Source organism: Streptomyces sp. NRRL F-5630, from assembly GCF_000719475.1.
Classification (GTDB): domain Bacteria; phylum Actinomycetota; class Actinomycetes; order Streptomycetales; family Streptomycetaceae; genus Streptomyces.
On the sequence record NZ_JOGO01000012.1, the window covers coordinates 82,025 to 106,685 of the forward strand.

Annotated in this window: 25 protein-coding genes; 8 read left to right on the forward strand and 17 right to left on the reverse strand. The window is 74.8% G+C overall.

What is annotated here, in order from left to right:
- Positions 1-104: 104 nt before the first annotated feature.
- The 9 genes from IF99_RS0108425 to IF99_RS35430 form a co-directional block, all read right to left on the reverse strand.
- Positions 105-3,110, reverse strand: a complete 3,006-nt coding sequence (locus IF99_RS0108425) for an AAA family ATPase (RefSeq protein ID WP_030995741.1) — start codon at positions 3,108-3,110, stop codon at positions 105-107.
- A complete protein-coding gene (locus IF99_RS0108430) occupies positions 3,107-4,267 on the reverse strand; it encodes an exonuclease SbcCD subunit D (RefSeq protein WP_030995742.1) in 1,161 nt (386 codons plus the stop codon). The genes IF99_RS0108425 and IF99_RS0108430 overlap by 4 nt, the downstream gene beginning before the upstream one ends.
- A 370-nt stretch (positions 4,268-4,637) precedes the next feature.
- Positions 4,638-5,987 carry an NtaA/DmoA family FMN-dependent monooxygenase gene (locus IF99_RS0108435; protein ID WP_030995743.1) on the reverse strand — a complete coding sequence of 450 codons (1,350 nt, stop codon included), beginning with the start codon at positions 5,985-5,987 and terminating at the stop codon, positions 4,638-4,640.
- Between the two features lie 26 nt (positions 5,988-6,013).
- The gene (locus IF99_RS0108440; RefSeq protein ID WP_030995744.1) at positions 6,014-7,219 is read right to left on the reverse strand and encodes an LLM class flavin-dependent oxidoreductase; all 1,206 of its coding nucleotides are present in this window, start codon (positions 7,217-7,219) and stop codon (positions 6,014-6,016) included.
- Positions 7,220-7,399: 180 nt separating this feature from the next.
- A complete protein-coding gene (locus IF99_RS0108445; protein WP_030995745.1) occupies positions 7,400-8,122 on the reverse strand; it encodes a GNAT family N-acetyltransferase in 723 nt (240 codons plus the stop codon).
- Between the two features lie 51 nt (positions 8,123-8,173).
- Positions 8,174-9,196 (reverse strand): transporter substrate-binding domain-containing protein, encoded by a 1,023-nt coding sequence (locus tag IF99_RS0108450; RefSeq protein ID WP_030995746.1) that lies wholly within the window; start codon positions 9,194-9,196, stop codon positions 8,174-8,176.
- A 101-nt stretch (positions 9,197-9,297) separates the two neighbouring features.
- Positions 9,298-10,110: an amino acid ABC transporter ATP-binding protein gene (locus IF99_RS0108455; protein ID WP_030995747.1), complete on the reverse strand. Its 813-nt coding sequence runs from the start codon at positions 10,108-10,110 to the stop codon at positions 9,298-9,300.
- Positions 10,107-11,129 (reverse strand): amino acid ABC transporter permease, encoded by a 1,023-nt coding sequence (locus IF99_RS0108460; RefSeq protein WP_030995748.1) that lies wholly within the window; start codon positions 11,127-11,129, stop codon positions 10,107-10,109. The genes IF99_RS0108455 and IF99_RS0108460 overlap by 4 nt, the downstream gene beginning before the upstream one ends.
- 332 nt (positions 11,130-11,461) lie before the next feature.
- Positions 11,462-11,593, reverse strand: coding sequence for a hypothetical protein (locus tag IF99_RS35430; RefSeq protein ID WP_267882234.1), 132 nt, complete (start codon positions 11,591-11,593; stop codon positions 11,462-11,464).
- A 168-nt stretch (positions 11,594-11,761) separates the two neighbouring features.
- Here IF99_RS35430 and IF99_RS0108470 point away from each other — a divergent pair, with 168 nt between their 5' ends.
- Both IF99_RS0108470 and IF99_RS0108475 read left to right on the forward strand, forming a co-directional pair.
- Positions 11,762-12,163 carry a DUF6153 family protein gene (locus IF99_RS0108470; RefSeq protein WP_030995749.1) on the forward strand — a complete coding sequence of 134 codons (402 nt, stop codon included), beginning with the start codon at positions 11,762-11,764 and terminating at the stop codon, positions 12,161-12,163.
- A 110-nt stretch (positions 12,164-12,273) separates the two neighbouring features.
- On the forward strand, positions 12,274-12,876 hold the full coding sequence (locus IF99_RS0108475; RefSeq protein WP_030995750.1) for a DUF305 domain-containing protein: 603 nt from the start codon (positions 12,274-12,276) through the stop codon (positions 12,874-12,876).
- A gap of 170 nt (positions 12,877-13,046) precedes the next feature.
- On the opposite strand, the gene IF99_RS0108480 is transcribed toward IF99_RS0108475, so the two are convergent.
- Positions 13,047-13,676 (reverse strand): TetR/AcrR family transcriptional regulator, encoded by a 630-nt coding sequence (locus IF99_RS0108480; RefSeq protein WP_030995751.1) that lies wholly within the window; start codon positions 13,674-13,676, stop codon positions 13,047-13,049.
- Positions 13,677-13,845: 169 nt separating this feature from the next.
- Here IF99_RS0108480 and IF99_RS0108485 point away from each other — a divergent pair, with 169 nt between their 5' ends.
- Both IF99_RS0108485 and IF99_RS0108490 read left to right on the forward strand, forming a co-directional pair.
- Positions 13,846-14,406, forward strand: a complete 561-nt coding sequence (locus IF99_RS0108485; RefSeq protein ID WP_030995752.1) for an NAD(P)H-dependent oxidoreductase — start codon at positions 13,846-13,848, stop codon at positions 14,404-14,406.
- Positions 14,407-14,498: 92 nt separating this feature from the next.
- Positions 14,499-15,104: an HD domain-containing protein gene (locus IF99_RS0108490; RefSeq protein ID WP_030995753.1), complete on the forward strand. Its 606-nt coding sequence runs from the start codon at positions 14,499-14,501 to the stop codon at positions 15,102-15,104.
- 43 nt (positions 15,105-15,147) lie between these two features.
- On the opposite strand, the gene IF99_RS0108495 is transcribed toward IF99_RS0108490, so the two are convergent.
- Positions 15,148-15,777, reverse strand: coding sequence for a YigZ family protein (locus tag IF99_RS0108495; RefSeq protein ID WP_030995754.1), 630 nt, complete (start codon positions 15,775-15,777; stop codon positions 15,148-15,150).
- Between the two features lie 251 nt (positions 15,778-16,028).
- Between IF99_RS0108495 and IF99_RS0108500 the strand changes: the two genes are divergently transcribed.
- Positions 16,029-16,439 (forward strand): CoA-binding protein, encoded by a 411-nt coding sequence (locus IF99_RS0108500; RefSeq protein WP_030995755.1) that lies wholly within the window; start codon positions 16,029-16,031, stop codon positions 16,437-16,439.
- On the opposite strand, the gene IF99_RS0108505 is transcribed toward IF99_RS0108500, so the two are convergent.
- The 5 genes from IF99_RS0108505 to IF99_RS0108525 form a co-directional block, all read right to left on the reverse strand.
- Positions 16,440-17,003 carry a YbaK/EbsC family protein gene (locus IF99_RS0108505; protein WP_030995756.1) on the reverse strand — a complete coding sequence of 188 codons (564 nt, stop codon included), beginning with the start codon at positions 17,001-17,003 and terminating at the stop codon, positions 16,440-16,442.
- 17 nt (positions 17,004-17,020) lie between these two features.
- Positions 17,021-17,596: a helix-turn-helix domain-containing protein gene (locus tag IF99_RS0108510; protein ID WP_030995757.1), complete on the reverse strand. Its 576-nt coding sequence runs from the start codon at positions 17,594-17,596 to the stop codon at positions 17,021-17,023.
- Between the two features lie 85 nt (positions 17,597-17,681).
- On the reverse strand, positions 17,682-18,476 hold the full coding sequence (locus tag IF99_RS0108515) for an acyltransferase (protein WP_030995758.1): 795 nt from the start codon (positions 18,474-18,476) through the stop codon (positions 17,682-17,684).
- Between the two features lie 76 nt (positions 18,477-18,552).
- On the reverse strand, positions 18,553-19,077 hold the full coding sequence (locus IF99_RS0108520; RefSeq protein ID WP_030995759.1) for a gamma carbonic anhydrase family protein: 525 nt from the start codon (positions 19,075-19,077) through the stop codon (positions 18,553-18,555).
- Positions 19,074-19,913 carry a DedA family protein gene (locus tag IF99_RS0108525; protein ID WP_030995760.1) on the reverse strand — a complete coding sequence of 280 codons (840 nt, stop codon included), beginning with the start codon at positions 19,911-19,913 and terminating at the stop codon, positions 19,074-19,076. The genes IF99_RS0108520 and IF99_RS0108525 overlap by 4 nt, the downstream gene beginning before the upstream one ends.
- A 229-nt stretch (positions 19,914-20,142) precedes the next feature.
- On the opposite strand from IF99_RS0108525, the gene IF99_RS0108530 reads away from it, so the two are divergent.
- Both IF99_RS0108530 and IF99_RS0108535 read left to right on the forward strand, forming a co-directional pair.
- Entirely contained in the window at positions 20,143-21,345 is a 1,203-nt protein-coding gene (locus IF99_RS0108530) for a hypothetical protein (RefSeq protein ID WP_030995761.1), read from the forward strand.
- 76 nt (positions 21,346-21,421) lie between these two features.
- A complete protein-coding gene (locus IF99_RS0108535) occupies positions 21,422-22,768 on the forward strand; it encodes an MFS transporter (protein WP_030995762.1) in 1,347 nt (448 codons plus the stop codon).
- On the opposite strand, the gene IF99_RS0108540 is transcribed toward IF99_RS0108535, so the two are convergent.
- Positions 22,769-23,617: a spermidine synthase gene (locus IF99_RS0108540; protein ID WP_030995763.1), complete on the reverse strand. Its 849-nt coding sequence runs from the start codon at positions 23,615-23,617 to the stop codon at positions 22,769-22,771.
- Between the two features lie 163 nt (positions 23,618-23,780).
- Here IF99_RS0108540 and IF99_RS0108545 point away from each other — a divergent pair, with 163 nt between their 5' ends.
- Positions 23,781-24,524, forward strand: a complete 744-nt coding sequence (locus tag IF99_RS0108545) for a TVP38/TMEM64 family protein (RefSeq protein WP_030995764.1) — start codon at positions 23,781-23,783, stop codon at positions 24,522-24,524.
- The last annotated feature ends 137 nt before the right edge of the window (positions 24,525-24,661 follow it).

The window sequence follows — 24,661 nt, forward strand, 5'->3', positions numbered from 1 at the left end:
GTGCGGGGCCGGAGGCGCGGAGAGGGCGGCGCCCCGAAGGCGCGAGGGGGCTGCGAAGGCGTGAGAGGCCGGTCCCTCAGAAACTGGCGTGAGAGGCCGGTCGCTCAGAAACCCCGCTCGCGTACCGTCGAGCCCGCCCGTCCCTTGACGACCTCCAGTTGCGCGGGCACGCGGCGGCGCAGTTCGCCGACGTGGCTCACGATGCCGACGCAGCGCTCGCGCTCACGCAATCCGTCGAGGACGTCCATGACCTCGTCGAGCGTCTGCTCGTCGAGGCTCCCGAAGCCCTCGTCGATGAAGAGCGTGTCGAGCCGCACCCCGCCGGCCTCGTCGGTGACGACGTCGGCGAGGCCGAGCGCGAGGGCGAGCGAGACGTAGAACGTCTCGCCGCCCGACAGGCTCGCGGTGTCGCGTTGGCGCCCGGTCCAGGCGTCGACGACGTGCAGGCCGAGCCCGGAGAGCTTGCCGCGCGCCGCGCGGTCGTCGGAGTGGACGAGCGTGTAGCGGCCCTGGGACATGCGGGCGAGGCGCGCGGTCGCCGCCGCGGCGATCTGCTCCAGGCGCGCGGCCAGCACGTACGACTCCAGGCGCATCTTCCGCTCGTTGCGCTTCGCGCTCCCCGAGGCGAGGTCGGCGAGCCCGCTGACGAGAGCGTGCCGGGCGCGCAGCGGGCCCAGTTCCCCGACGCGCGCCGCGAGCGTGGCGGAAAGGCCGTGGAGCGCGGTGGTACGGGAGCGGGCGGCGTCGTGCGCGGACGCGGCGGCCCGGGCCGCCGCCTCGGCGGCGCGGGCGTGCGTCGCCGCCGAGGCGGGATCGGCGGGCGGCAGCGCCGCCGCTTCGGCGACGGCGGGCTCGGCGAGCGCCAGGCGGACGGTGTGGGCCTCGCGCGCGTGGGCATCGGTGCGCTCCCGCAGCCGGCGGGCCTCGGCCTCGGGAAGCCGGGCGGCCGCCGCGCGGGCGGGGGTGTCGAAGCGGGCGGTGAAGGCGGCGTCGGCGAGGCGGGCGTCGGCCTCCTTCAGCCGGTCGGCCGTCGTGGCGACGGCGCGTACGGCTTCGGCGGCTTCGGCGAGGAGCCGGGCGAGCTCTTCGAGGTGGCGGGCGCGGGCGGCGACGCTCGCGAAGCCGCCCCGCGCCTCGGCGGCCTCCGCGCGCAGCCGGCCTTCCTCGGCGTCGAGTGCCTCGCGGGCGCTCGTCCGCGCGGCGGCGCGCGTGGCGGCGGCCTCGCGCGCTCCCGCGCGGCGGGTGTGCTCGCGCTCGGCGCGCTCCTCGGCGCGCAGCGCCTCGGTGAGGAGGGCGGCCTCGGCACGCGCCGCCTCCAGTTCCCGGTCGAGTGCGGACTTCTCGGCGGCGAGGTCGGCGGGTGACGCGTCGCCCGCCGCCTCGGCGGCGGCGTCGCGGCGCGCGGCGAGCGTCCGGGCGTGGGCCGTGGCCTCGCCCGCGGCCGTCTCCGCGCGCCGGTAGGCGGCCTCGGCGGCGTCCTCGACGGCGCGGTCGGTGTGCCGCGCCGCGCGCTGGGCGGGCTCGGGGTGCTCCGTGGCCCCGCATACGGCGCACGGGGTGCCGGGGGTGAGGTGGGCGGCGAGTTCGGCAGCGATGCCGTCGAGGCGGGCCTCGCGCGCGTCGAGCCAGGCGGTGCGGTGTTCGTCGCGGCGGGCGCGGGCGGCGGCCTCGGCGGTCTCGGCGCGCGCGTGGTCCGCGGCGAGTTCCTCGTACCGGCGCGCGGCGGCGAGACGCCGCGCCAGGGGCTCGGCGCGCCCGGTGAGTTCGGCGGCTCGGGTGGCCGCGTCGCGGGCCGCGGCGACGCGGGCGCGCAGCTCCGCGCGGCGCTCGGGCCAGGCGTCGAGCCACTGCTCGTCCTCGGCGCGGGCCTGCGCGTCGGCGTGGTCCTCGCGGTCGATGGTGTCCCGTTCCCGTACGAGTTCCTGGAGGCGTTCCTCGGCGCGGCGGGCCGCGGCGAGCGCGCCGCGTGCCTCGTCCTGGCGCCGGGCGGCCTCGGCGAGTCCCGCCGCGTCGGCCTCGGCGTGCTCGCGCGGCAGGGCCGCGCGCAGGCGGCGCTCGGTCTCCAGCGCGTCCGCGTGGGCGGTGGCCGCCGCCTCGCGCAGGTCGAGGGCGGGGGCCGCGCTCTCGGCACGGCGGGCGGCGTCGAGACGGTCCAGGTCCGCGCGGTGGGCGGGCTCGCGCGCGGCGAGCGCGGCGGCGCGGGCGCGGGCCTCGGCGTGCCGGAGCTGGAGAGCGGCGCGCTCGCGGACGTTTTCGTACGCGGCCGAGGCGGCGTGGTGGGCGGCTTCCGCGTTCCGGTGGCGCAGGCGCGCGATGTCGAGCCGCTCCCGGGCGTCCGCGCGGGCGAGCGCGGCGTGGGTGAGGACGAACTCCGGCAGCGCGGGGTCACCGGCCGCCGGTGGTTCGGCGGGGGCCTCCTCGCGGGGCAGCGCGGCGGCCTGGCCGATGCGGTGGTGGAGGGCGAGGAGTTCGCTGTCGGCGGCCTGGACCGCCTCGTCCGTCTCGGCCTTCCGGTCGCGCAGGTGCCCCTCGATCTCGAAGAAGCGGCGGGTGTCGAAGAGCTGGCGCAGCAGGAGGGCGCGGTCGGCCGTGTCGGCGCCGAGGAAGCGGGCGAACCGGCCCTGGGGAAGGAGGACGACCTGGCAGAACTGTTCGCTGCTGAGGCCGAGGAGCTGTTTGATCTCCTCGCCGATCTCCTGGTGGGTGCGGCTCAGCCCGGTCCAGCCCCGCGCCGGGTCGTGGGCGCGCAGCGTGGTGAGGGCCTTCTCCGTCGTGGTGCCGGTGCCGCGCTTCTTGGCCCGGACGAAGGGGGGTTGCCGGGTGATCTCCAGGCGGCGGCCCGAGACGGTGAAGTCGAGCGTGACGGAGGTGCGGGTGCCGGGGGCCGCGTGGTCGCTGCGCAGCTTCTCGCCCTGCGCGGAGACGCCCTGCCGGTCGCCGGGCACGACGCCGTACAGCGCGTAGCAGACGGCGTCGAGCAGGGACGTCTTGCCCGCGCCGGTCGCGCCGTGCAGCAGGAAGAGCCCGGCCTCGGCGAGGCGGTCGAAGTCGACGGTCTGCGTTCCCGCGAAGGGGCCGAAGGCGGTGACGGTGAGGCGGTGGAGTCTCATCGGCGTGCCTCCCCGGTCTGGGTCGCGAGGCGCACGGCGTCCACGGCGGCGCGCAGCACCGCGCGCTCCGCCTCGTCGGGGGCCTCGCCGCGCACGTGGGCGACGAAGTCCTCGGTGATCTCGTGGTCCCCGCGTCCCCGGAGCCTGCGCGCGTAGCTGCGTCCGTCCGGCTCGGGCGGCCGCTCGGGCGCGAAGACGAGGCTGAGCAGGTGCGGGAAGCGGGTGGCAAGCCGCGCCATGGGCTCCTCGGGCCGTACGGAGTCGGTGAGCGTCGCCTCGATCCACGCCTCCTCGTGCGGGGTGTGCGCGGGGTCGGCGAGGAGTTCGTCGAGCGTGCCGCGCAGGCGCGCGAGGGGCCGCGGTACGGGGCAGTCGACGCGCTCCGCGGTGAGGGCGCCCGCGCCGTCCAGGTCGATCAGCCACATGCTCTTGCGGTGGCCGGACTCGGAGAAGGAGTACGCGAGCGGGGAACCCGAGTAGCGCAGCCGCTCGCCGAGCACCTGGCTGCCGTGGAGGTGGCCGAGTGCGACGTAGTCGATGCCGTCGAAGAGCGCGGCCGGTACCGCGCATACGCCGCCCACGGTGATGTCGCGCTCGCTGTCGCTGGGGGCCCCGCCGGTGACGAAGGCGTGCGCGAGGACGACGGAGCGGGTGCCCTCGGGGCGGGTCGCGAGGTCGGCGCGGACCCGGTCGAGTGCGGCGCCGAGGACGCCCTCGTGGTCGGCGGGGGCGGCGAACTCGTCCTTGACGAGGCCGGGTTCGAGGTAGGGCAGCCCGTAGAAGGCGACCTCGCCGTGCGCGTCGCGCAGCACGACGGGCTCCCCGCACTCGGCGGGCCTGGTCCGCAGATGCACCCCGGCGCCGCGGAGCAGCCCGGCGCCGACGCCGAGGCGGCGCGCGGAGTCGTGGTTGCCGGAGATCAGCACGGTGGGCACGCCGAGCGCGGCGAGCCGGTGCAGCGCCTGGTCGTACAGCTCGACGGCGGGCAGGGAGGGCACCGCCCGGTCGTACACGTCCCCGGCCACGACGACGGCCTCGACGTCGCGCTCCCGCACGGTTGCCACGAGGTGATCGAGGAAGGCGGCCTGCGCGTCGAGCAGCGACACCCGGTGCAGCGAGCGCCCGAGGTGCCAGTCGGAGGTGTGCAGAATCCTCAACGCGCCCCCTCCGTCCGCCCGTTCACCCGCGTACCACCAGCCGCCCCGCTCCCGCCGCACCCGGCGGCCACCTGACACCTCACGCCCGACAGTCTGCCACCCGGGAGAGGGCGGCTTGCACGGAGTGGCCGAGAGCGACCGCTTCACGCGCTATGAGAGGTTTCGGGCATGTGACGCGCCTCCGGGCGCGCGGCGGCCCCGCGCTCCCGTCCACGCCCCAGGAGGAAGCGGCCCGCCACCCCGCACCAGCCCCCTTCCGGCTCGGCCCACCCCCAGGCTCCGGCTCCCGCTCCGAGAAGGCGGGGGCCCCGGGCACCCCCCGTACCCGTGCCCGGGGCCCCGCCCCCCCACTCACCCGGCCCCCGCTCCCCTACGCGTCCGGGTGCCTCAGCCCCAGGTGCTCCCGCAGCGTCGTCCCCTCGTACTCGCGGCGGAACACGCCCCGCTCCTGGAGGAGCGGGACGACCTGGGACGCGAAGGCGTCGAGACCTCCGGGGCTCACGTGCGGGACGAGGATGAAGCCGTCCGCCGCGTCGCGCTGGACGAGATCGTCGAGGGTCGCGGCGATGGTCGCCGCCGAGCCGACGAAGGTCTGGCGGGCCGTGATGTCGATGACGAGTTCGCGCAGGGAGAGGTTCTTCGCCTCGGCGCGCTCGCGCAGTTCGCGGGCGATCTCGCGCGGGTCGCGGTGGTGGCGCGTGGTGGAGCGGCCCCGGGCGAGGGTGTGTTCGCCGGGAACGGGGTCGATGTCGGGGAGCGGGCCTTCCGGGTCGTAGCCGGAGAGGTCGGTGTTCCACACGTGTTCGAGGTGGCGCAGCGCGGTCTGTCCGCTCACCTGCTGGAGGCGTATCTCCTGGGCGAGTTCGCGGGCCTCCGCGTCGGTGTCGGCGAGGGCGAAGGTCGCCGCGGGCAGGATGAGGAGCTGGTCGGGGGTGCGGCCGTGCCGGGCGAGGCGGCCCTTGACGTCGCGGTAGAAAGCCTGGCCCGCCTCCAGGGTGTCGTGCCTGCTGAAGATCGCGTCGGCCTCGGCGGCGGCGAACTCGCGGCCTTCCTCGGAGTCGCCCGCCTGGAAGATGACGGGGCGGCCCTGCGGGCTGCGGGGGACGTTGAACCGGCCCTGGATGTCGAACTCTTCGCCGTGGTGCGCGAAGGCGCCCGCGCGCGCGTCGCGCAGGAAGGTGCCCGAGTCCGGGTCGGCGGCGATCTCGTCGCCGTGCCAGGAGTCGAAGAGTTCGTGCGCGGTCGCGAGGAACTCCTCGGCACGCGCGTAGCGTCGCTCGCGCGGCAGGAAGCCGCCGCGCCGGAAGTTCTCGCCCGTGAAGGCGTCCCAGGAGGTGACGACGTTCCACGCGGCGCGTCCGGCGGAGAGGTGGTCGAGGCTCGCGAATTGACGGGCCACCTCGTAGGGCTCGTTGAAGGTGGAGTTGATGGTGCCGGTGAGGCCGACGCGCGTCGTGACGCCGGCGAGTGCGGCGAGGACCGTGAAGGTGTCGGGGCGGCCCACGACGTCCAAGTCGTAGATCTTCCCGGCCTGTTCACGCAGCCGCAGGCCCTCGGCGAGGAAGAGGAAGTCGAACTTGGCGCGTTCGGCGGTCTCGGCGAAGTGGACGAAGGACTCGAAGTCGATGTGGCTGCCGGATTCCGGGTCGCTCCACACGGTGGTGTTGTTGACGCCGGGGAAGTGGGCCGCCAGGTGGATCTGCTTGAGCGGGGTGCTCATGGAAAAGGTCCTCTCCGGGGCGGGCGTCAGGCGGTCGCGTAGCGGTTGGCCGGGTGGGCGTCGAGACCGAGGTGGCCGCGCAGCGTGGTGGCGGTGTAGGCGGTGCGGAAGGCGCCGCGCCGCTGGAGTTCGGGGACGAGCCCGCGCGTGATGCCGCGCAGGTCGTGGCCGAGCACGGCGGGCCGCAGGCGGTATCCGGTGAGCCCGGCGGCCTGCCAGTCGGTGAGGAGGTCGGCGAGTGCGGCGGGCGTGCCCGCGAAGATCTCGGCGTCGCTCGCGTACGGCTCCCCCGCCAAGGCGTCGAGCGCGGCGAGCCGTTCGGCGGCGCGGCCCGGTTCCTCGTCGACGAGGACCACCACGTCGCCGAAGACATGGAGGGGGTCGCCCGCGCGCCCGGCGGCTTCCTGCTCGGTACGGATTTCCTCGACGATCGCGCGCGTGTGTGCGGCGCTGTGCGGCGTGACGTAGCCGATGTCGGCGGAGCGGGCGACGAGGCGGTAGGGGATGGTCTGGTGGGCGAGGGCCGTGACGAGCGGCTGGCCCTGCGGGGGACGCGGGGTGATGGAGGGGCCCTTGACGGAGAAGTGCGGGCCCTCGAAGTCGATGTAGTGGAGCTTGTCGCGGTCGATGAAGCGCCCGGTGGCGGCGTCGCGGATCTCGGCGTCGTCCTCCCAGCTGTCCCACAGGCGGCGCAGCACTTCGACGTGGTCGGCGGCCTCGTCGAAGAGCTCCGAGACGGCGGATTGGCCTTGGACGGACCGGAGTTCCCGGAAGGTGAGGGGAGGGAGGGTCCGGCGTCCGAAGTGCCCGTACTCCTGCGGGCGGACGGATATCTGGACCCGCACCCCCGCACGTCCCTTGCTCACGTGGTCGAGCGTGGCGATCGCCTTGGAGAGGTGGAAGGGCTCGGTGTGCGTGACGACGGCGGTCGGTACGAGTCCGAGGTGCCGTGTGAGCGGGGCGACGCGGGCCGCCGTGAGGACGGCGTCGAGCCGGCCGCGCACTTGGTCGGTGCGGTCGTCGGGCCCTTCGATGCGGCTGGACTGGAGCGAGAGCGCGTCCTCGAAGGTGGCGAAGTCGAGCAGGCCCGCCTCGGCCTCGCGCACGAGGTCCGCCCAGTAGGCGGCGGTGAACAACTCCCCCGGCCGGGCGCCCTGTTCACGCCAGGCGGCGGGGTGCCAGCCGGCTCCGTCGAGGGCGACGGCGAGGTGGAGCGGAGGTGTGTCGGACATGCGGGGCCCTTCCGGTCGGTCAAAGGTGGGGACGGCGGGACGGGGCGGGTGGAGCGGGAAGGCCGGAGCGGGCGGCCGGAGCGGGGCGGGCGGCCGGAGCGGGGCGGGCGGCCGGAGCGGGGCGGGCGCCCAGGAAGCCGGGCACCCACCGGGGCCGGCCCGGCCCCCCACCCGCCCCGCTCAGCCCGCCGCGGGTGCCCGTACCAGGAGGAACGTCGTGTGCCTGCGCAGCGTGAAGCCGAGGGACTCGTACAGCCGGATGGCGTTCGTGTTGCTCGCCGCCGCGTGCAGGAACGGGGTCTCGCCGCGCGCGCGGATGCCGTGCGCGACGGCGCGTACGAGCCGTGTCGCGAGGCCCCGGCCCCGGAAGCCCGCGTCGGTGCACACGGCGCTGATCTCGGTCCAGCCCGGCGGGTGCAGCCGCTCACCCGCGAGGGCGACGAGGCGGCCCTCCTCGCGGATGCCGAGATAGGTGCCGAGCGTCACGGTGTGCTCCTTGAAGGGCCCCGGCTTGGTGCGGGCGACGAGGTCGAGGATCTCCGCGGTGTCCTCCGGACCGAGCCGTACCGCCTCGGGGGCGGGCTCGGAGCGCAGTGCGGTGGCGACGAGCTGGACGCCCAGGCCGTGCTCCAGCACCTCCCAGTCCTCGGGCGCCGCGGGCGCGCCGTTGACGAGGGCGACGGTGCCGGGGCCGACGAGTCGCGCGAGGTCCGCCCACGCGGCGGGGTCCTCGGGGTCGGCGAGCGCCGTGAAGGCGGCGACGTCGGCCGGGTAGCGCGCGGCGCGGCCGAGGCGCTCGGCGAAGGCGGCGTGCGGCCCGGTGAGCGAGGCCCAGGCGGGGTTGTCGAGAAGGTGGGGGCTCGCGGGGACAGGCGAAGGAGCCGGCTGGACGCTGGTGGCCATGGTGCGGTTCTGCTCCTGTGAGGTGTGCGGTGTTCGTGCGGGTTCAGGACATCAGGAGTCGCTGAGGGGGAGCCCCGGCGGGTTGACCTCGCTGCGCTCGACGGCCTCGTCGGAGAGGTTCCAGGAGGCGAGCCACTTCGCGTACTGGCCGTTGTCGATGAGGTGGTTGATCGCCCCGGCGAGCGGCTTCGCGAGGCCGCTGCCCTTCTTGGCGGTCGCGGCGATGAGCCCCTGGAGCGCGGAGCCCGCGCCCGAGTAGGTGCCCGCGCTGCGGGTCGCGCGCGGGGTGCCCTCCGTGGTGCGGGTGTGGTAGGCGATGGCCGGATTGGGTCCCAGGTAGGCGTCGATCTTCTTGCCGCTGAGCGCGAGGTAGGTGCTGTTGAGGTCCGGGTAGTGCTTGACGGTGAGCTTCTCGCCCTTCTTCTTCAGCTGCCGTTGCCAGTGGAGGAGGATGCGTTCCTGGTTCGTGCCCGAGCTGACGGCGACGGTCTTGCCCGCGAGCACCGCGGGGTCGCCGGTGAAGGTCCAGCTCTCGGACTTGTTCGTCTCGAAGGCGAGGTTGTCCTGCCGGTAGGAGGCGAACTCGTACTTGCGCTTGCGCTCCTCGGTGTCCGTGACGTTCGAGAAGGCGACATCGACCTTTCCGCTGTCGATGCCCAGGAACATGTTCTCCCACGTGGAGTTGCGGACCACGGGCTTGAGGCCGAGGGTCGCGGCGACGAGACGCCCGAGGTCGGACTCGGAGCCCGTGAGGGTCTTCTGGTCGCTGCCGATGTAGTTGAGCGGCGGCGACCCGGCGGGCAGGGCGCCGACGGCGATGACGAGTTCCCCCTTGTCCTTGATCTCCTGCGGCAGTTCGTCGTGCAGGGAGGGGACGGCGGGCACCTTGAGCGTCGCGTGCTTCGCCGCGCCGTGGGAGAGGGCGCCGATGCCGACCTCGCCCCGCGCCTCCCCGGCCGCGGCCGCGGCGGGCTCGGCGTCACCGCCGCAAGCGGTGAGCGTGGCGGCGAGCGGGACGAGGGCGAGGGCGGCCGGCCAGGTGGTGCGGCGGTGACGACTGCGGGGCGTGGGCATGACGGCGCGTTCCTTGTCGGTGAGGGCGGTGAGGTGAGTGGGGTCGCGCGGTACGGAGGCGGCGGGGCGCCCGTCCGTGGCGGGACGGGACACCGTCGCCGTCACAGCACCGTGCGGAGGAAGTCCCGCGTGCGCGGGTGGGACGGGTGGTCCAGGACCTGGGCGGGCGGGCCCTGTTCGACGACGCGGCCCTCGTCGAGGAAGACGACGTGGTCGGCGACCTCGCGGGCGAAACCGATCTCGTGCGTGACGACGACGAGCGTGGTGCCGCTCGTGGCCAGGTCGCGGATGACGGCGAGGACTTCGCCGACGAGTTCGGGGTCGAGCGCGGAGGTCGGCTCGTCGAAGAGCACCACTTCGGGGCGGAGCGCGAGGGCGCGGGCGATGGCGACGCGCTGCTGCTGGCCGCCGGAGAGCTGCCGGGGGTAGGCACCCGCGCGCCCGGCGAGCCCGACGCGGGCGAGGAGGTCGCGGGCGAGGTCCTTCGCCTCGTCCTTGCCGAGCCGCCCGGTGGCGACGGGGGCGGCGGCGACGTTGTCGAGGACGGTGAGGTGCGGGAAGAGGTTGAAGTCCTGGAAGACGAAGCCGATCCGGCCGCGCTGGGCGAGGATCGCGCGCTCGCTCAGTTCCTTGAGCCGTCCCTTGTGCGCGCGTACGCCGATGAGTTCACCGGCGAGCCGGACGTGCCCGGCCTCGGGCTTCTCCAAGTGGTTGACGACGCGCAGGAGTGTCGACTTGCCGGAGCCCGAGGGGCCGAGGACGACGGTGACCTCGCCCCGGCGCACGGTCAGGCTCACCCCCTTGAGGACCTGCCGCGCCCCGTACCACTTCTGCACCTGGTGGATCTCGACGGCGGGCGGGGCCTGCGGGACGGGCTCGCTCGTGCTCCCGGCGGGCGTCGTGGTGGTGCTCACAGCGCGGCCTCCTTGCGGGCCCGGGCGCGCAGGTCGCGGACGGACGCGCGCAGTTTCTGGAGCGGGGTCGGCGGCAGGGTGCGCAGGGCGCCGCGCGAGGAGCGGCGTTCCCCGTAGAACTGGGCGATCGAGACGAGGCTCGTCAGGAGCACGTACCAGACGGTCGCGACGAGCAGGAGCGGCACGATGTCGCCCGGGTAGGTGGAGCCGAGGCTCTGCACCGAGCCGAAGAGGTCGAGCAGCGAGACGTAGAAGACCAGCGAGGTGCTCTTGACCAGGCCGATGAGCTGGTTGACGTAGCCGGGCACGATGGCGCGCAGGGCCTGCGGGAGCACGATGCGCAGGAACTGGAAGCGGCGCGGCAGGCCGAGCGCCGCGGCGGCCTCGTGCTGGCCCTGGTCGACGGAGAGCAGCCCGGCGCGCACCACTTCGGCGGCGTAGGCGGCCTCGTTGAGGCTCAGCCCGAGGACGGCAAGCGCCATGTCCGTCGCGAGGCGGCTCTCGTCGAAGGTGAAGAAGGCGGGACCGAAGGGCACCCCGAGGCTCAGGGTCTGGTAGAGCGCGCTGAAGTTGTAGAGGAAGAGCAGCAGCACGATGAGCGGTGTGGAGCGCAGCAGCCAGATGTACGTCCAGCTCACCGCCCGCAGGACGGGGCTGCGCGAGAGCCTGCCGAGCGCGAGCAGGACTCCGCCGAGCAGGCCGAGCACGGCGGAGAGGGCGGTCACCTCCAGGGTGATGAGGAGCCCGTCGAGGATCGTGGGCCGCAGGAACCAGTAGGCGAAGCGGTCCCACTGGTAGAAGGGGTTCGTGACGAGCCCGTGGACCACCTGCGCGGCGAGCACGAGGACGACGGCGGTCGCGAGCCACCGCCAGGGGTGGCGCAGCGGGAGGACACGCTCGGCGACGGGCGGTCCCGAGGGTGCCGCCTCCCCTTTGTCCGTGGGCGGTCGGTCCCGCACGCGCGGTCCTGGCTCGGGCGGGCGGACCGGGGTGACGGCGGACCCGGGCGGTTCGCTCATGGGAAGGCTCCTGGCGGGAGGGCGGCTGCGCGTGCCGGAGGGCGGACGGGCGCGAAGGGAGCACCACCGGCGGGCGGCCGGTGGGCGGGGGGACGAGGGCGGGGCCCGGCGACGGGCCCGTGCGCGGGCACGGGCGGGGCGCCGGGTGGCGCGAGGTGCTGGAGCGGTACGGGAGCGTCCCGGGCGGTACGGAGCGGAGCGGCGTTCGGCGGCCGGTCGGCCCCGGGACCGCGCGAACGGCCTGGACGTGAGCGGTTCAGGCGGGACGCGAGCGGTCCTGCCCGGCCGCGGCCGGTCGGCCGCGAGGGCCGGTCAGCCGCGCGGGCGCGTGCTCAGCGGGAGACGCGCGCGGGGCGCGGGAGACACGGACACAGGGCGCTGTTGACGCGCAGCAGGTCGACGGGACGATTGAGGAAGGGCGCGAGGCGACCGCGGTGCCGGGAGACGGCGGACTGATCCCGCATCACCGCTCACCTTCTTCCCTCGTTCGTCGTTCTCGTCTGCGGCGTAAGGTAGGCAGCCCGGCGCGGAGCTGTCAACGGTGCCCCGCATGGTGGACAACTCAGCGCCGCCGCCAGCTCGTTCGGGGGACACGCGACGCCTTCCCCGCTGGCGGTGGCACGGCCCGTACGATGGCGCGCGTGCCCCGTCCCTCCCACCGCGCGCCCCACGGTCCTGCCGTGCTGCTGCTCGCGGTGCTGCTCGGGCTCCTCGCGATGCACGGCCTGCCCGGGGCGGCGCCGCACCGGGCGAGCGGGCGGCCGTCCCCCTCCGCGACGGCGGGACACCACGCCTTCGCCCACGAGGCGCACCACTCCCCCGCCGCCTGTCCCGAGGACTCCCGCGGGCACCTCGCCCACGCCGACGCCACCTGCGCGGCGGCCGGCACGGCGGGCACGTACACACCGCCCGTGCCGGGGAGCGCGCCGCTCCTCGCCGCCGCGTCCCCGCGCGATCCCGCCGGAGCCGTGACCGGCGAGGGCAACCGCCGGGCGCCTCCGCACCTCTCGCGACTCCCGCTCCTGCGGATATAGGCCGGACGCACGCGGCGGTACGACCTCACCGTGCCGCCGCCCAGCCCGTACCCGAAGGAACCACGTCCACCGCGCGCCACTCCCGGCGTGCGGGAAGGAGTCGTACCCCCATGCACCACGCACACCACACCACCCGCCGTCTCACCCGCCTCGCGCTCGCCGCGACGACCGCGCTCCTCCTCGCGGCCTGCGGGGCGCGGGACGAGCACGCGGGACCGCACGGCAACGGCCCGGACGCGGACTCGTCCCCGCACAACGCGGCCGACTCCGCCTTCGCGCGCGACATGGTCCCGCACCACCGTCAGGCCCTGGAGATGGCGGGCCTCGCCGTCGGGCGGGCCTCGTCCCCGGCGGTGCGGAACCTCGCCGGGGAGATCGCGAAGGCGCAGAAGCCGGAGATCACGACGCTCGAACAGTGGCTCACCTCGTGGGGCGAGGAGGTGCCCGGCGCGACGCACCACGCGGGGAAGCACGCCATGGCCGGGATGATGAGCGAGGCCGACATGAAGAGCCTGGAGAAGTCCCGGGGCGCCGCCTTCGACAGGGCGTTCCTGCGGCTCATGATCGAGCACCACGAGGGCGCCGTGGCGAGCGCGGAGACCGAGAGCGAACGGGGCGCCCACAGCGGGGCGAAGGCACTCGCGCGGCGGATCGTGAGGACGCAGCACGCGGAGATCGTGACGATGCGGAAGCTGGGCTACGGGCTGAAGTAGGCGCCGGGGCCGCCGTTCCCCGCCTCGGGGGCGGCGGCCCTCGCGGCACTGGGGGCGGCTGCCTTCCCCGCCCCGGAGGCGACGGTCTTCCCGACCCGGAGGCGACCGCTCTTCCCGCGGCGGCGCCGTGCCCCGCCCGGGCCGCCCGGGCCGCGGCCCCGGCGGAAGGCTCAGCCCGTGTCGAGCAAGCGCTCCACGAGGTCCCGCCACCCCGCCTCGATCCGCTCCCGGGCCACCCCGCGCTCGGTCAGCAGGTGGTGCACGAGGACCGCGTCGACCGAGGCGAGCAGGGTGTGGGCCTGCAGGAGCGTGTCCCCCGTGCTGCCCGCCGCGCGCAGCAGCATCGCGACGTGCGTCTCGCGCAGCCGCGTCGCCGGGATCGCGTAGGCGCGCTCGGGGTCGTCACGGGTGGCGCGCACGACGTCGTAGAACGACCGGTCGTGCGCGATGAGGGCGGGCCCGAAGGCGAGCAGCCGCTCACGCGGCGGGGCGTCGGGGCCGAGCGGCGGCGGGCCGCTGAGGAAAGCGGCCTGGAGGCGCGACTCACGGTGGTCGAGAAGGGCGGCGAAGAGACCGGCGCGGCTGCCGAAGCGGCGGAAGACCGTGCCCTTGCCGACCCCGGCGGCGACGGCGACCGCCTCCATCGTCAGGCGCTCCGCGCCGCGCGAGTCCAGGAGGGCCGAGGCGGCGTCGATGAGCAGTCCCTTGTTGCGTACGGCATCGGCGCGCAGCCCGGAAGCGGGGGCGAGGACCGGCAGCCCGTTTCCGCCCCACTCCGGGGGCCGAATGTTGCGCGTCATGAACTCACCGTAACGCTTTCGGCCCGAAGTGGACCCCGGTCCGGATAAGTGTTACAACTTTCAACGGACCACGGTCCGTTTAGCCCACGCGGCCCTTCCTCCCGAGGGGCGGCGTCACACCCTTGTCCGTGGTCATGCCACGTACTACCTCCCTTCTCAGGAGCTCCCCATGTCCGTCCGTATCCTGGCCCTCGTCGGCAGCCTCCGCGCCGGCTCCCACAACCGTCAGCTCGCCGAGGCGGCCGTGCGGCACGCTCCGGAGGGTGTCGAGGTCGTCATCTTCGAGGGTCTCGCCGAGGTGCCGTTCTACAACGAGGACATCGACGTGGAGGGCCAGGTGCCCGCCGCCGCCACCAAGCTGCGCGAGACCGCCGCGTCCTCCGACGCCTTCCTGCTCTTCTCGCCGGAGTACAACGGCACCATGCCGGCCGCCCTGAAGAACGCCATCGACTGGCTGTCCCGGCCGTACGGCGCCGGTGCCCTCGGCGGCAAGCCCGTCGCCGTCGTCGGCACCGCGTTCGGCCAGTACGGCGGCGTGTGGGCGCAGGACGAAGCCCGCAAGGCCGCCGGCATCGCCGGTGGCGTGGTCCTGGAGGACGTCAAGCTGTCCATCCCTGGCTCCGTGACCCGCTTCGCCGAGCTGCACCCGGCCGACGACACCGAGGTCGTCGACGGCCTCGTCAAGACCCTCGCCTCGGTCGCCGAGAAGGCGACCCCGGCCGCGGCCTGACACTCCACCGAAGCGCCCGGCTCCCGAAGCCGGGCGCTTCGCCGTCCGGGCCGCCGGGGCGCGTCCCCGGCCGCGCGACTACGCTCACCTTCATGCGCCTCCCCACCCCGGACCAGATCGACGACCTGCACAAGCGCTACGCCCCCACCCCCGAGGCCCACGCGTCCGTGCACCGGCACTGCGGGATCGTGTGGCGGATCGCCGAGGGGCTCATCGCCGCCTCGGGCGCCGACGTGGACGCGGACCTCGTGCGGGCGGGGTGCCTGCTCCACGACATCGGCGTCTACCGCCTCGACGAGGACGCGGAGCGCGGCGAGCTGGGCCAGGGCCACTACATCCGCCACGGCCTCCTCGGTCACCGGCTGCTCGCCGCCGAGGGCTGGCCCGAGAACCTGTGCCGCTTCTGCTCCTGCCACACCGGCGTCGGCCTCACCCGCGCCGACATCGAGACCCAGCACCTCCCCCTGCCGCCCGGGGACTACGTGGCGCGCACCGACGAGGAGCGCCTCGTGATGTACGCGGACAAGTTCCACTCCAAGTCGCGCGGTGGCCGCTTCCACACGGCGGACGGCTACGCGCGCCTCGTCTCCCGCTTCGGCCCCGGCAAGGACGAGGATTTCGCCTCGCTGCGCGCCCAGTTCGGCGAGCCGGACGTGGCGGCCCTGTCGGCGGAGTTCGGGGACCCGGTACGGGACTGAGGACGCGACGGGCAGGGGCCGGGAGTCCCCTCGCCACGGGCCCTCACGCCTCGCCGTACGCCTCCCCGCCCAGCGTCAGTTCCGCCGTGCCCGCCGTCGCGTCCGCGAGCCACGCGCGGAACGCGTCGAGTTCCGCGCCGGGGATGCCGAGGTCGATGCTGACCCGCTCCCCGTACCGCACCCCGCGCACCGAACGGCCCGTCGAGCGCAGGTCGTTCTCGATCTTCCCGGCCCGCTGGTGGTCGACGGTGACGGTGGCGAGGCGGTAGCGGCGGCGGGTGACGGTGCCGAGGCGGTCGAGCGTCTCGCCGACGACCCCGCCGTACGCGCGGATGAGGCCGCCCGCGCCGAGCTTGACTCCGCCGTAGTAGCGCGTGACGACGGCCGCGACGCAGCGCAGCTCGCGGCGCGTGAGCATCTGGAGCATGGGCGCGCCCGCCGTACCGCCCGGCTCCCCGTCGTCGCTCGCCTTCTGCACGGAGGCGTCGGCACCGAGCACGTACGCCCAGCAGTTGTGCGTCGCGTCGGCGTGCGCGGCGCGCACCCGCGCGAGGAACGCCCGCGCCTCCTCCTCGTCGGCGACCGGGGCGAGGGTGCACAGGAAACGTGACCGGTTGATCTCTCTTTCGTGACTGCCCTCCCGGGCGAGGGTGAGGTACGCGTCCTGAGGCATTCCCCCAGCGTAAGGGCTGTCCCGTCATCCCTGGCGGGCGCACGACGACAGCTACGGCACCTCGCCGCGTTGTCGGAACGTCCGAATACATCCAGTATGCGAACGTCCCTCCGCCTTGCGATGCACCGCATCTGACGCCGCGCGCTGATCCACCAGGGATGACGGGACAGCCCTTGGGCGGCGGGCGGGAATCGCTCGCGGCGGGCGGGTGTTGCCGCCCACGGACACACCGGGCGATCAGGAGGTGCCGGATGTACGGCGACGACGAGACGGTACGGGACATCCTCACCGGGACCGGTGACACGTGGGCCGTGGTCGGCCTCTCGAACAACACCTCGCGGGCCGCGTACGGCGTGGCCAGGGTCCTCCAGCGGTTCGGCAAGAGGATCGTCCCCGTCCACCCCAAGGCGGAGACTGTCCACGGCGAGCGGGGGTACGCGAGCCTGGAGGACATCCCCTTCCCCGTGGACGTCGTCGACGTCTTCGTCAACAGCGCGCAAGCGGGCGCGGTGGCCGACGCGGCGGTCGCGAAGGGCGCGAAGGCGGTGTGGTTCCAGCTCGGCGTGGTCGACGAGGCGGCGTACGCGCGCACGAGGGAGGCGGGCCTGAAGATGACCATGGACCGCTGCCCCGCCATCGAGATCCCGCGGCTGAGTTCCTGACTACGCCGCGGGCACGCCCAGCCCCTCAACGACGACCGCGCCGGGCAACTGCGCGAACGCCTTGCCGGGGACGAGGAGTTTGCCGCGGCGCCGGCCGCTGCCGACGAGGACGTGGGGGAGGTCGGTGACCGCCGCGTCGATCAGGAGGGGCCAGTCGCCCGGCAGACCGACCGGCGTGATGCCGCCGTACTCCATGCCCGTCTCGCCCGTCGCGAGGTCCATCGCGGCGAACGACGCCTTGCGCGCGCCCAGTTGCTTGCGCACGACGCCGTTGACGTCGACGCGGGTGTGCGAGAGAGCCACGCAGGCGGCGTGCCTGCGGGCCTCGCCGCGCCGGCCCGTGACGATGACGCAGTTCGCGGACGCCTCCAAGAGGTCGCGCCCGTAGCGCTCGACGAAGGCGGCGGTGTCCGCGAACTCCGGTTCGCTGTCGACCCAGTAGACCTCCTCGGCGGGGACGGGGCCCGCCCAGTGGCGTACCGCCCGCGCGACGGGCTCGACGAGGACGTCGAGGGCCTCGGGGGCGGTACGGACGTCGGTGAAGTCCCCCAGAGGCGCGCGCATGCGCGGCACGGTAGCAGTCACGGCTTCTCGTACGGCACCGAGACCGCCATCGTCGCCTCGGTGACCGACGCGCCCTCGTTGCGGTACGTGTGCGGGGCGTCGGCGGCGAAGACGGCGCCGCTGCCGGTGGGGACGCGATGGGCCTCCTCGCCGACCACCAGGGTGAGGACACCGGCGGTGACGTGCAGGAGTTCCCTGGTGCCCGCGGGATGTCCCTCGGAGGAGTGAGCCTCGCCCGGCGCGAGCCGCCACGTCCACAGCTCCAGCGGCCCGGGGGCCTCGGTGCCCGCGCGCAGCACCCCGCTGCTGCCCGCCGCGGAACGCCACAGCACCACGGCGTCCTCCTCGGGCACGATCCGCACACGCGGCCCCGGGGCCTGGTCGAGCAGGGTGGGGATGCTGATGCCGAGCGCGTCGGCGATCTTGACGACCGTGCCGAGGCTCGGGTTGGTGCGGGCCTGCTCGATCTGCACGATCATCCCGCGGCTCACCCCGGCCCGCGCCGCGAGCGCGTCGAGCGTGTGCCCGCGCTCGGCGCGCCAGTACCTGACGTTGCGCGCGAGCGTACGGGTCAGCGCCGCGAGATCCGCCACCGGTTTCCACCTCCTCCACCGCCGGGCCGCGGGAACACGGCGCCGGGACACCGCACTGTAGCGAGGGCGCGCGGAGGCGCGGGCCTCAGTCCCGCTCCCGCTCCCGTTCCGCGAGCCGCTCCAGGCCCGCGAGCTGGTCGGCGTCGAGCGAGGCGAGGGCGGCGAGCTGGGCGGCGCTCGCCCCGCGCGGCAAGGGGACCGGGGCGGGCGTGCGCAGCGGCGGCTCCCAGCCCGTGGCCTCGTCCCAGCGGCGTACGACGCGCGCGGGCGCCCCGGCGACGACCGCGTGGTCGGGCACCGTGCCCCGTACGACCGAACCGGCGGCGACCACGACGTTGCGGCCGAGGTGCGCGCCGGGGAGTATCACGGCGCCCGTGCCGATCCAGGAGCCCGCGCCGATCGTGACCGGGGCGCGGCGCGGCCACTGCTTGCCGACCGGCTGGTGCGGGTCGTCGTAGCTGTGGTTGGTCGAGGTGACGTAGACGTACGGGCCGAAGTACGCCTCGTCGCCGATGGTGACGGGCGCGTCGGCGACGACGTGGCTGCCCCGGCCCAGGACGACGCCGTTCCCGAGGCGCAGGACGGGGTCGGGGCCGAGGGTCTCGCCGGGGCCGAGCGGCAGCATCCCCGCCGTGAGGGTCACCTGTTCGGCGATGATGCAGTGCGCGCCGAGGTGGATCCAGCGTTCGTTGAAGAGCGTGCCCTGCGGGAAGGCGAGCCGGGTTCCCTCGCCGATGGCGCCGAAACGCAGCCGCCCGTGCGCGTGCGCGGTGACGGCGCCCGCCTCGCGCAACAGGCGCCAGCCGGTCTGCGCGGCGCGGTGCGCGAGGGCGCGCGGCCAGCGGGCGGGCGGGGGCAGGGGCTTGCGATTGCGCGGCACGGACTCACCGTACTCACGAGTAGCCCCGGCTGGGCGGCCGGGTCCTGTGATCTTCGGCCCAGCGGGCGGGTTCCGGTCAGCGCACCTCGGCGGCGTGGGTCCTCGCGAGATCGCGGTAGACGGCGGCGTTGAGCGCGATGCCCTCGCGCTCCTCTGCGGTCAGTTCACGGCGCACCTTGGCGGGGACGCCCGCGACGAGAGAGCCGGGCGGCACCTCCATGCCCTGCGGGACGAGCGCCTGCGCGGCGACGAGGGAACCCGCGCCGATCCGGGCGCCGTTGAGGACGGTGGCGCCCATGCCGACGAGGACGTCGTCCTCGACGACGCAGCCGTGCAGGACGGCGTTGTGGCCGACCGAGACGCCACTGCCGACGCGGACGGGGAAGCCCGGGTCGGCGTGGACCGTGCAGTTGTCCTGCACGTTGCTGCCCGGCCCGATCGTGATGCTGTCCGCGTCCCCGCGCAGCACCGTGTGGTACCAGACGCTCGCCTCCGCCTCCAGGCGGACGGCGCCGAGGACGACAGAGGTCGGCGCGGTGAAGGCGGCGGGATCGACCTCGGGGGAACGGCCGCCGACGGGCGAGACGAGGGCGTCGCTCATGCGGGGGTCTCCTGGGTCGTGCCGGTCTCGGCAGCGGGCCCGGCGACCGGGGCGGGCCCGGCGGCGGGCTCAGCGGCCGGGGCGGGCTCAGCGGCGGTGGCGGTCGCCGTCGTGGCGGCGGGCGCGGCGGCCACGGGCACGGTGGCGCTCGTCACCGGGCGGGTCGCGGTCTCCGCACCGGCTTCCGTTCCGCCCGCGCCGCCGAGGACCTTCTCCGCCGCCGCGCCCTTCGCCCGCTGCTTGGCGGCGCGGCGCTTCATGAGGAGGAGCGAGAGCGCGCCGACGAGGAGGGCGGCGAGCAGCGCGAGCCAGGAGAAGCGGCTCAGCCACTCCTCGGCGACCTTGCCCAGCGTGTAGACGACGGCGGTGGTGCCGCCCGCCCAGGCGATGCCGCCGAGCAGGTTGGCGATGAAGAACTTCCAGTACGGCATGTGCAGGACACCCGCGATGGGGCCCGCGAAGATGCGCAGGAGCGCGATGAAGCGGCCGAAGAAGACGGCCCACATGCCCCAGCGGTGGAAGGAGCTCTCGGCCGCCTCGACGTTCTGCGCGCTGAAGTGCTTGGGGAACCTCCGCTCCAGCTTGGCGATGAGCGGACGCCCGCCCTTGCGCCCGATCGCGTACCCGACCGAGTCCCCGATGACGGCCCCCGCGACGGCGCAGGCCCCGAGGACGTACGGGTCGATGTGGCCGTGCTGCGAGGCGAGCACGGCGGAGGAGACGAGCACGACCTCACCGGGCAGCGGGATACCGAGGCTCTCGACGCCGATCACCACCGCGACGACGATGTACACGGCGATGGCGGGGACGGTCTCCAGCCACTCCTGGACGTGCACCGTGTTGCCTCCCAGACTTTTCTCGCGCGGGTGACGCGGATCGCGCGGACTTCACGCCACGCCCGACGCGCGCGCACGGCGGGCAGCCTACTGGATGGGACAACCGTGCGAAGACGTCCGGGTGTTCCCGGTGGGACGGCCGCCGGGGCCCCGCCCGCGTGTCACGACCCGGTCTCGCCACCCCCTCCCCCGTGGCGCGCACCACGCGCCGCCGCCTAGGGTCTCGCTCATGTGGCCAGACGAAAAGCCGCCAGGGGGCGAGCACCATCCACGGATACCGCAGGACGGTCCGTGGCAGCAGGACGCCGGACAGACCGGGCAGCCGGGGCAGACCGGGCAGCCGGGCCAGGGAGGCGGCGGCTACGGGCAGCCGCAGCCCGGCTCCGGCGGGGGCTACGGGCAGCCCGCCCCCGGTCCGTACGCCCCGCAGGGCCCGTACGGACAGCAGCCGGGCACGCCTGCGGGCCCGTACGGGCAGCAGGGGGGCTACGGGACTCCCGGCCCGTACCAGCAGCCGGGCCCGTACCAGCAGCCCGCCTACGGGTACCCGCCGCAGCAGCCCTACGGCACGGTCGGCGCGGGTGGTCCCGGTGGCGGCGGTGGCGGCGGGAAGAACAGCAAGCGGACGACCGTGATCGTCTCGGTCGTCTGCGCCGTCGCCGTCCTCGCGGCGGCCGGGGGCACGGCCGCGTACGTCGTCGACAAGAAGGACGACAAGAAGACCGTGGCCGAGGACGGCAAGAAGTCGCCGTCGCCGAGCCCCTCGCCGCACGAGCCGAGCCCCACGGCGAGCCCGTCCTCACGCAACGCCGGGCGTGAGGAGCCCACGATCCCGGGCTGGCAGGTGGTCGCGAACCCGAAGTTCGGCACCGTCTTCGAGGTACCGGCCGACTGGGAGGTCGAGACCGCCGACGCCAGTCGCGGCTACCAGTGGGAGGACAAGGAGCAGCCCACGGGCTACGGCGCCGTCTCCGTCAACCGGCCCGCGTACTACAAGTCGGACTGGTGCAGCTACGTCGACAAGAAGGACGGCAAGCAGGAACTGTCCCTCGGTCTCGTCGGCTCCCGGGGCGAGCAGGGCGCCAAGAGCAGCGACGAGGCCGCCGAGACCCGTGTGCCGTGGTGGGTGTACGGCGGCTACACGTATCCCGACAAGAAGACCATGAAGCAGGAGAAGGCGAAGCCGTACACGACGAAGTCCGGGCTGACCGGGAGCGTCGCGCGGGCCTGGTCGGAGAACAACCCGAAGACGCACAAGTGCGCGAGCGACGGGAAGGCGATCGTCTTCGCCTTCAAGAACGGCGCGGGCGACTACGTGAGCTGGGACCTCAGCGGGCCCAAGGGCGTCGACGGGGAGGTGCCCGAGGAGCTGATCCAGCGCATCCTGAGCACGGTCCGCCTGACGAAGACGGCGCCCAAGAAGATGGACTGACGGCGGGGGCGGTGGGGCCCGCGGGGGGTGCCGAAAGGAATTGCCAGCGGGTCCCCCCTGCGGGGATAGTCTCCGCGTGAGTACTCCACCCCCGATCTCCCCGGCACCGGGGGCGGCTCCCTCCACGGGCCGCAGGCCCGCGTGGGCAGGACGCAACTACACGCTCCTGACGGCCGCGGCCGTCGTGAGCAACCTCGGGAGCCAGGGCGCGCTCATCGCGAGCGCGTTCGCCGTGCTCGGCGCGGGCGGGGACAGCGGGGACGTCGGGCTCGTGGCCGCGGCGCGCACACTGCCGCTCGTCGTCTTCCTGCTGGTGGGCGGCGCGCTCGCCGACCGGCTGCCCCGGCACCACGTGATGGTCGCGGCGAACAGCCTCAACTGCGTCTCGCAGGGGTTGTTCGCCGTCGTCGTGCTCACCGGGCACGCCACGCTCTGGTCGATGATGCTGCTCGCGGCGCTCGGCGGCACGGGAACGGCCTTCTTCTCGCCCGCTTCCGAGGGGATGCTCCTCGCCTCCGTGCACGGGCCGCAGGCCAGTCGTGCCTTCGCCTTCTACCGCGTCGCGATGCACGGCGCGGGGATCGGCGGCGCCGCGCTGGGCGGCGCGCTCGTCGCGCTCATCGGGCCCGGCTGGGTCCTCGCGGTCGACGCGGCGGCCTTCGCGGCGGCGGGGGCGCTGCGCGCGCTGCTCGACGTCGAGAAGATCCCGCGGCGCGAGGGCGACAAGGTCTCGCTCCTGCGGGATCTGCGCGAGGGCTGGCACGAGGTGACCGGGCGCCCCTGGCTGTGGTCCATCGTGCTCCAGTTCGCGGTGGTCAACGCGGTCGTCGGGGCCGCCGAGGCGGTGTACGGGCCGCTCGTCGCGGAGGAGCACCTCGGTGGCCCGGGGCCCTGGGGCACGGCGCTCGCCGGATTCGGCGCGGGCACCCTGCTCGGGGCGCTCGCCATGACGCGGTGGCGCCCGGCGCGCCCCCTGCTCGCGGGGACGCTGTGCGTGCTGCCGCTCGCGCTGCCCTCGGCCGCGCTCGCCGTGCCGCTGCACGTCACCGGGCTCTTCGTGGTGATGTTCGTGAGCGGCACGTGCGTCGAGGTCTTCGGGGTCTCGTGGATGACGGTGCTCCATCAGGAGATCCCCGAGGACAAGTTCTCGCGCGTGTCCTCGTACGACTGGCTCGGCTCGCTCGCGATGCTGCCGCTCGCGACCGCGATCGCCGGGCCGGTGGAGTCGGCCGTGGGGCGCTCGGCGGCGCTGTGGGGGTGCTCCGGGCTGATCCTGCTCCTGACCCTGGCGGTGCTGTGCGTGCCGGAGGTACGGACCCTGCGCCGCGCGCCGACGGGCGCGGCCGGGCCGGTGCTCCCGACGCCGGAGGAGGGGCTGCCCGAGACGGTGACGACACCGGGGGACGAACGTCCCGGCACCTGATCAGCCCACGTGGAAGGTGCCGCCCGGCGGGAGCGGGGACGGGGCGCTCTCGCCGTCGCGCACCGGGCGCGCCGAGCCCCGCAGCGCCTCGATCGCTTCCGGTTCCCCGACGAGGCGGGCAGGGAAGGCGTCCCGCGCGCAGCGGCGGGCGAGCCCTTCGGTGCGCGGTGGGGCGGTCGAGGCCAGGACGACGACGTTGCCGAAGCGGCGCCCGCGCAGGACGGCCGGTTCGGCGAGGAGCGCGAGGTGGGCGAAGGCGGTGCCGAGGGTCGCGAGCTGGGCGCCGAGGAAGGCGAAGGGCGCGGAGTCGGCGAGGTTGGCGAGGTAGAGGCCGCCGGGGCGCAGGACGCGGGCGGCCTCGCGGGCGTACTCGGTGGTGGTGAGATGCCCCGGCACGGAGGACCCGCCGAACACGTCGGCGACGAGGACGTCGGCGACCCCGTCCGCCGCCCTCTCCAGCCACGCCCGCGCGTCCTCGACGTGCACGGTGGCCCCCGGTACGGCGGGCAGCGCCTCGTCGACGAGCGCGGCGAGCCCCCGGTCCGCCTCGACGACGTCCTGCCGCGAGCCGGGCCTGGTGGCGGCGAGATAGCGGGGCAGCGTGAGCGCGCCCCCGCCGAGGTGCACGACATCGAGCGCCGCGCCCTCCTCGGCGGCGAGGTCGAGCACGTGCCCCATGCGCCGCGTGTACTCGAACTCCAGGTGCGTGGGCGCGTCGAGATCGACGTACGACTGCGGCGCCTCGTCCACGGTGAGCAGCCAGGCCCGCGCCCGGTCGACATCGGGCAGCAGGCGCGCGACACCCTGGTCGACGGAACGGCGGACGGGGAGGGGTTCGGGGGAGGTCACCACGCCATTGTGCCGGGCGAAGGGGCCGCCGGACCGAGCCCCTCCGGGGGCCTTCCGGCCGGCGGCCGGGGGCGCCTGAGGAGCGGCTCCCGGGGCGGAGTCCCGCGAGGCGACCCCAGCACCGGGGGCCCCTGCGCCCCGCCGATTCGGTTACGCTCCCCGAATGTTCGACGATGTCGAAACCCGCCCCGCTCGCGGAGTACGGCTGCTGTTCTCGCCGTGGGCGCGCCTGGCCCTTCTCCTCGCCCTGCTCGGCACCGGCGCCGCCCTCCTCCTGAGCCACGACCCCCGCGACCTGCTCACCGGCACGCTCGCGCACCAGTTCACGGGCAGTGTCGCGGTCGCCGTCTTCGCCCTGGCGTACGGCGTCTGCACGGCCGCCTTCGTGCCGCGCCCCGTGCTCAACCTGCTCGCGGGGGCGCTCTTCGGGAGCGCGTCCGGGCTCGGTGCCGCGGTCGCCGGTTCGGTGCTCGGCGCGGGGCTCGCCTTCGGGCTGGGACGCGTCCTCGGCCAGGACGCGCTGCGACCGCTGCTGCGGACGAGATGGCTGCGCGCGGCCGACGGCCAGCTCAGCGCACACGGCTTCCGTACGACGCTGGCGCTGCGCCTCTTCCCCGGGCTCCCCTACTGGGGCGTCAACTACTGCGCTGCCGTGGCCCGCACCCGGTGGCTGCCGTTCCTGCTGGCGACAGCGATCGGCGTCGTACCGAACACGGCGGCGTACGTCATCGCGGGGAGCCGTGCCGCCACTCCGGGCTCCCCGGTCTTCCTGCTGGCGGCGGGTTTCGTCGTGGTGACGGCGCTCGCCGGAGGCTGGATCGGCTGGCGGCGCAGGCACCGGATGCGGGGGGACGGCCCGGACGAGGAGAAGACACGCGAGCTCGTCGGGGCGAGCGGCAGGCATTGACACCCCATTGGCCGACGCTTCGGCTCGCGTTCACCTGTCCGTCCCCTCGCGTGCCCTACGCTCGCCGCGACCGGCGCATGATCGTCTCTCCCTCCCCGGGCCCTACGGCGGCGGCGGTTGACCACCTCCGGCCGGGG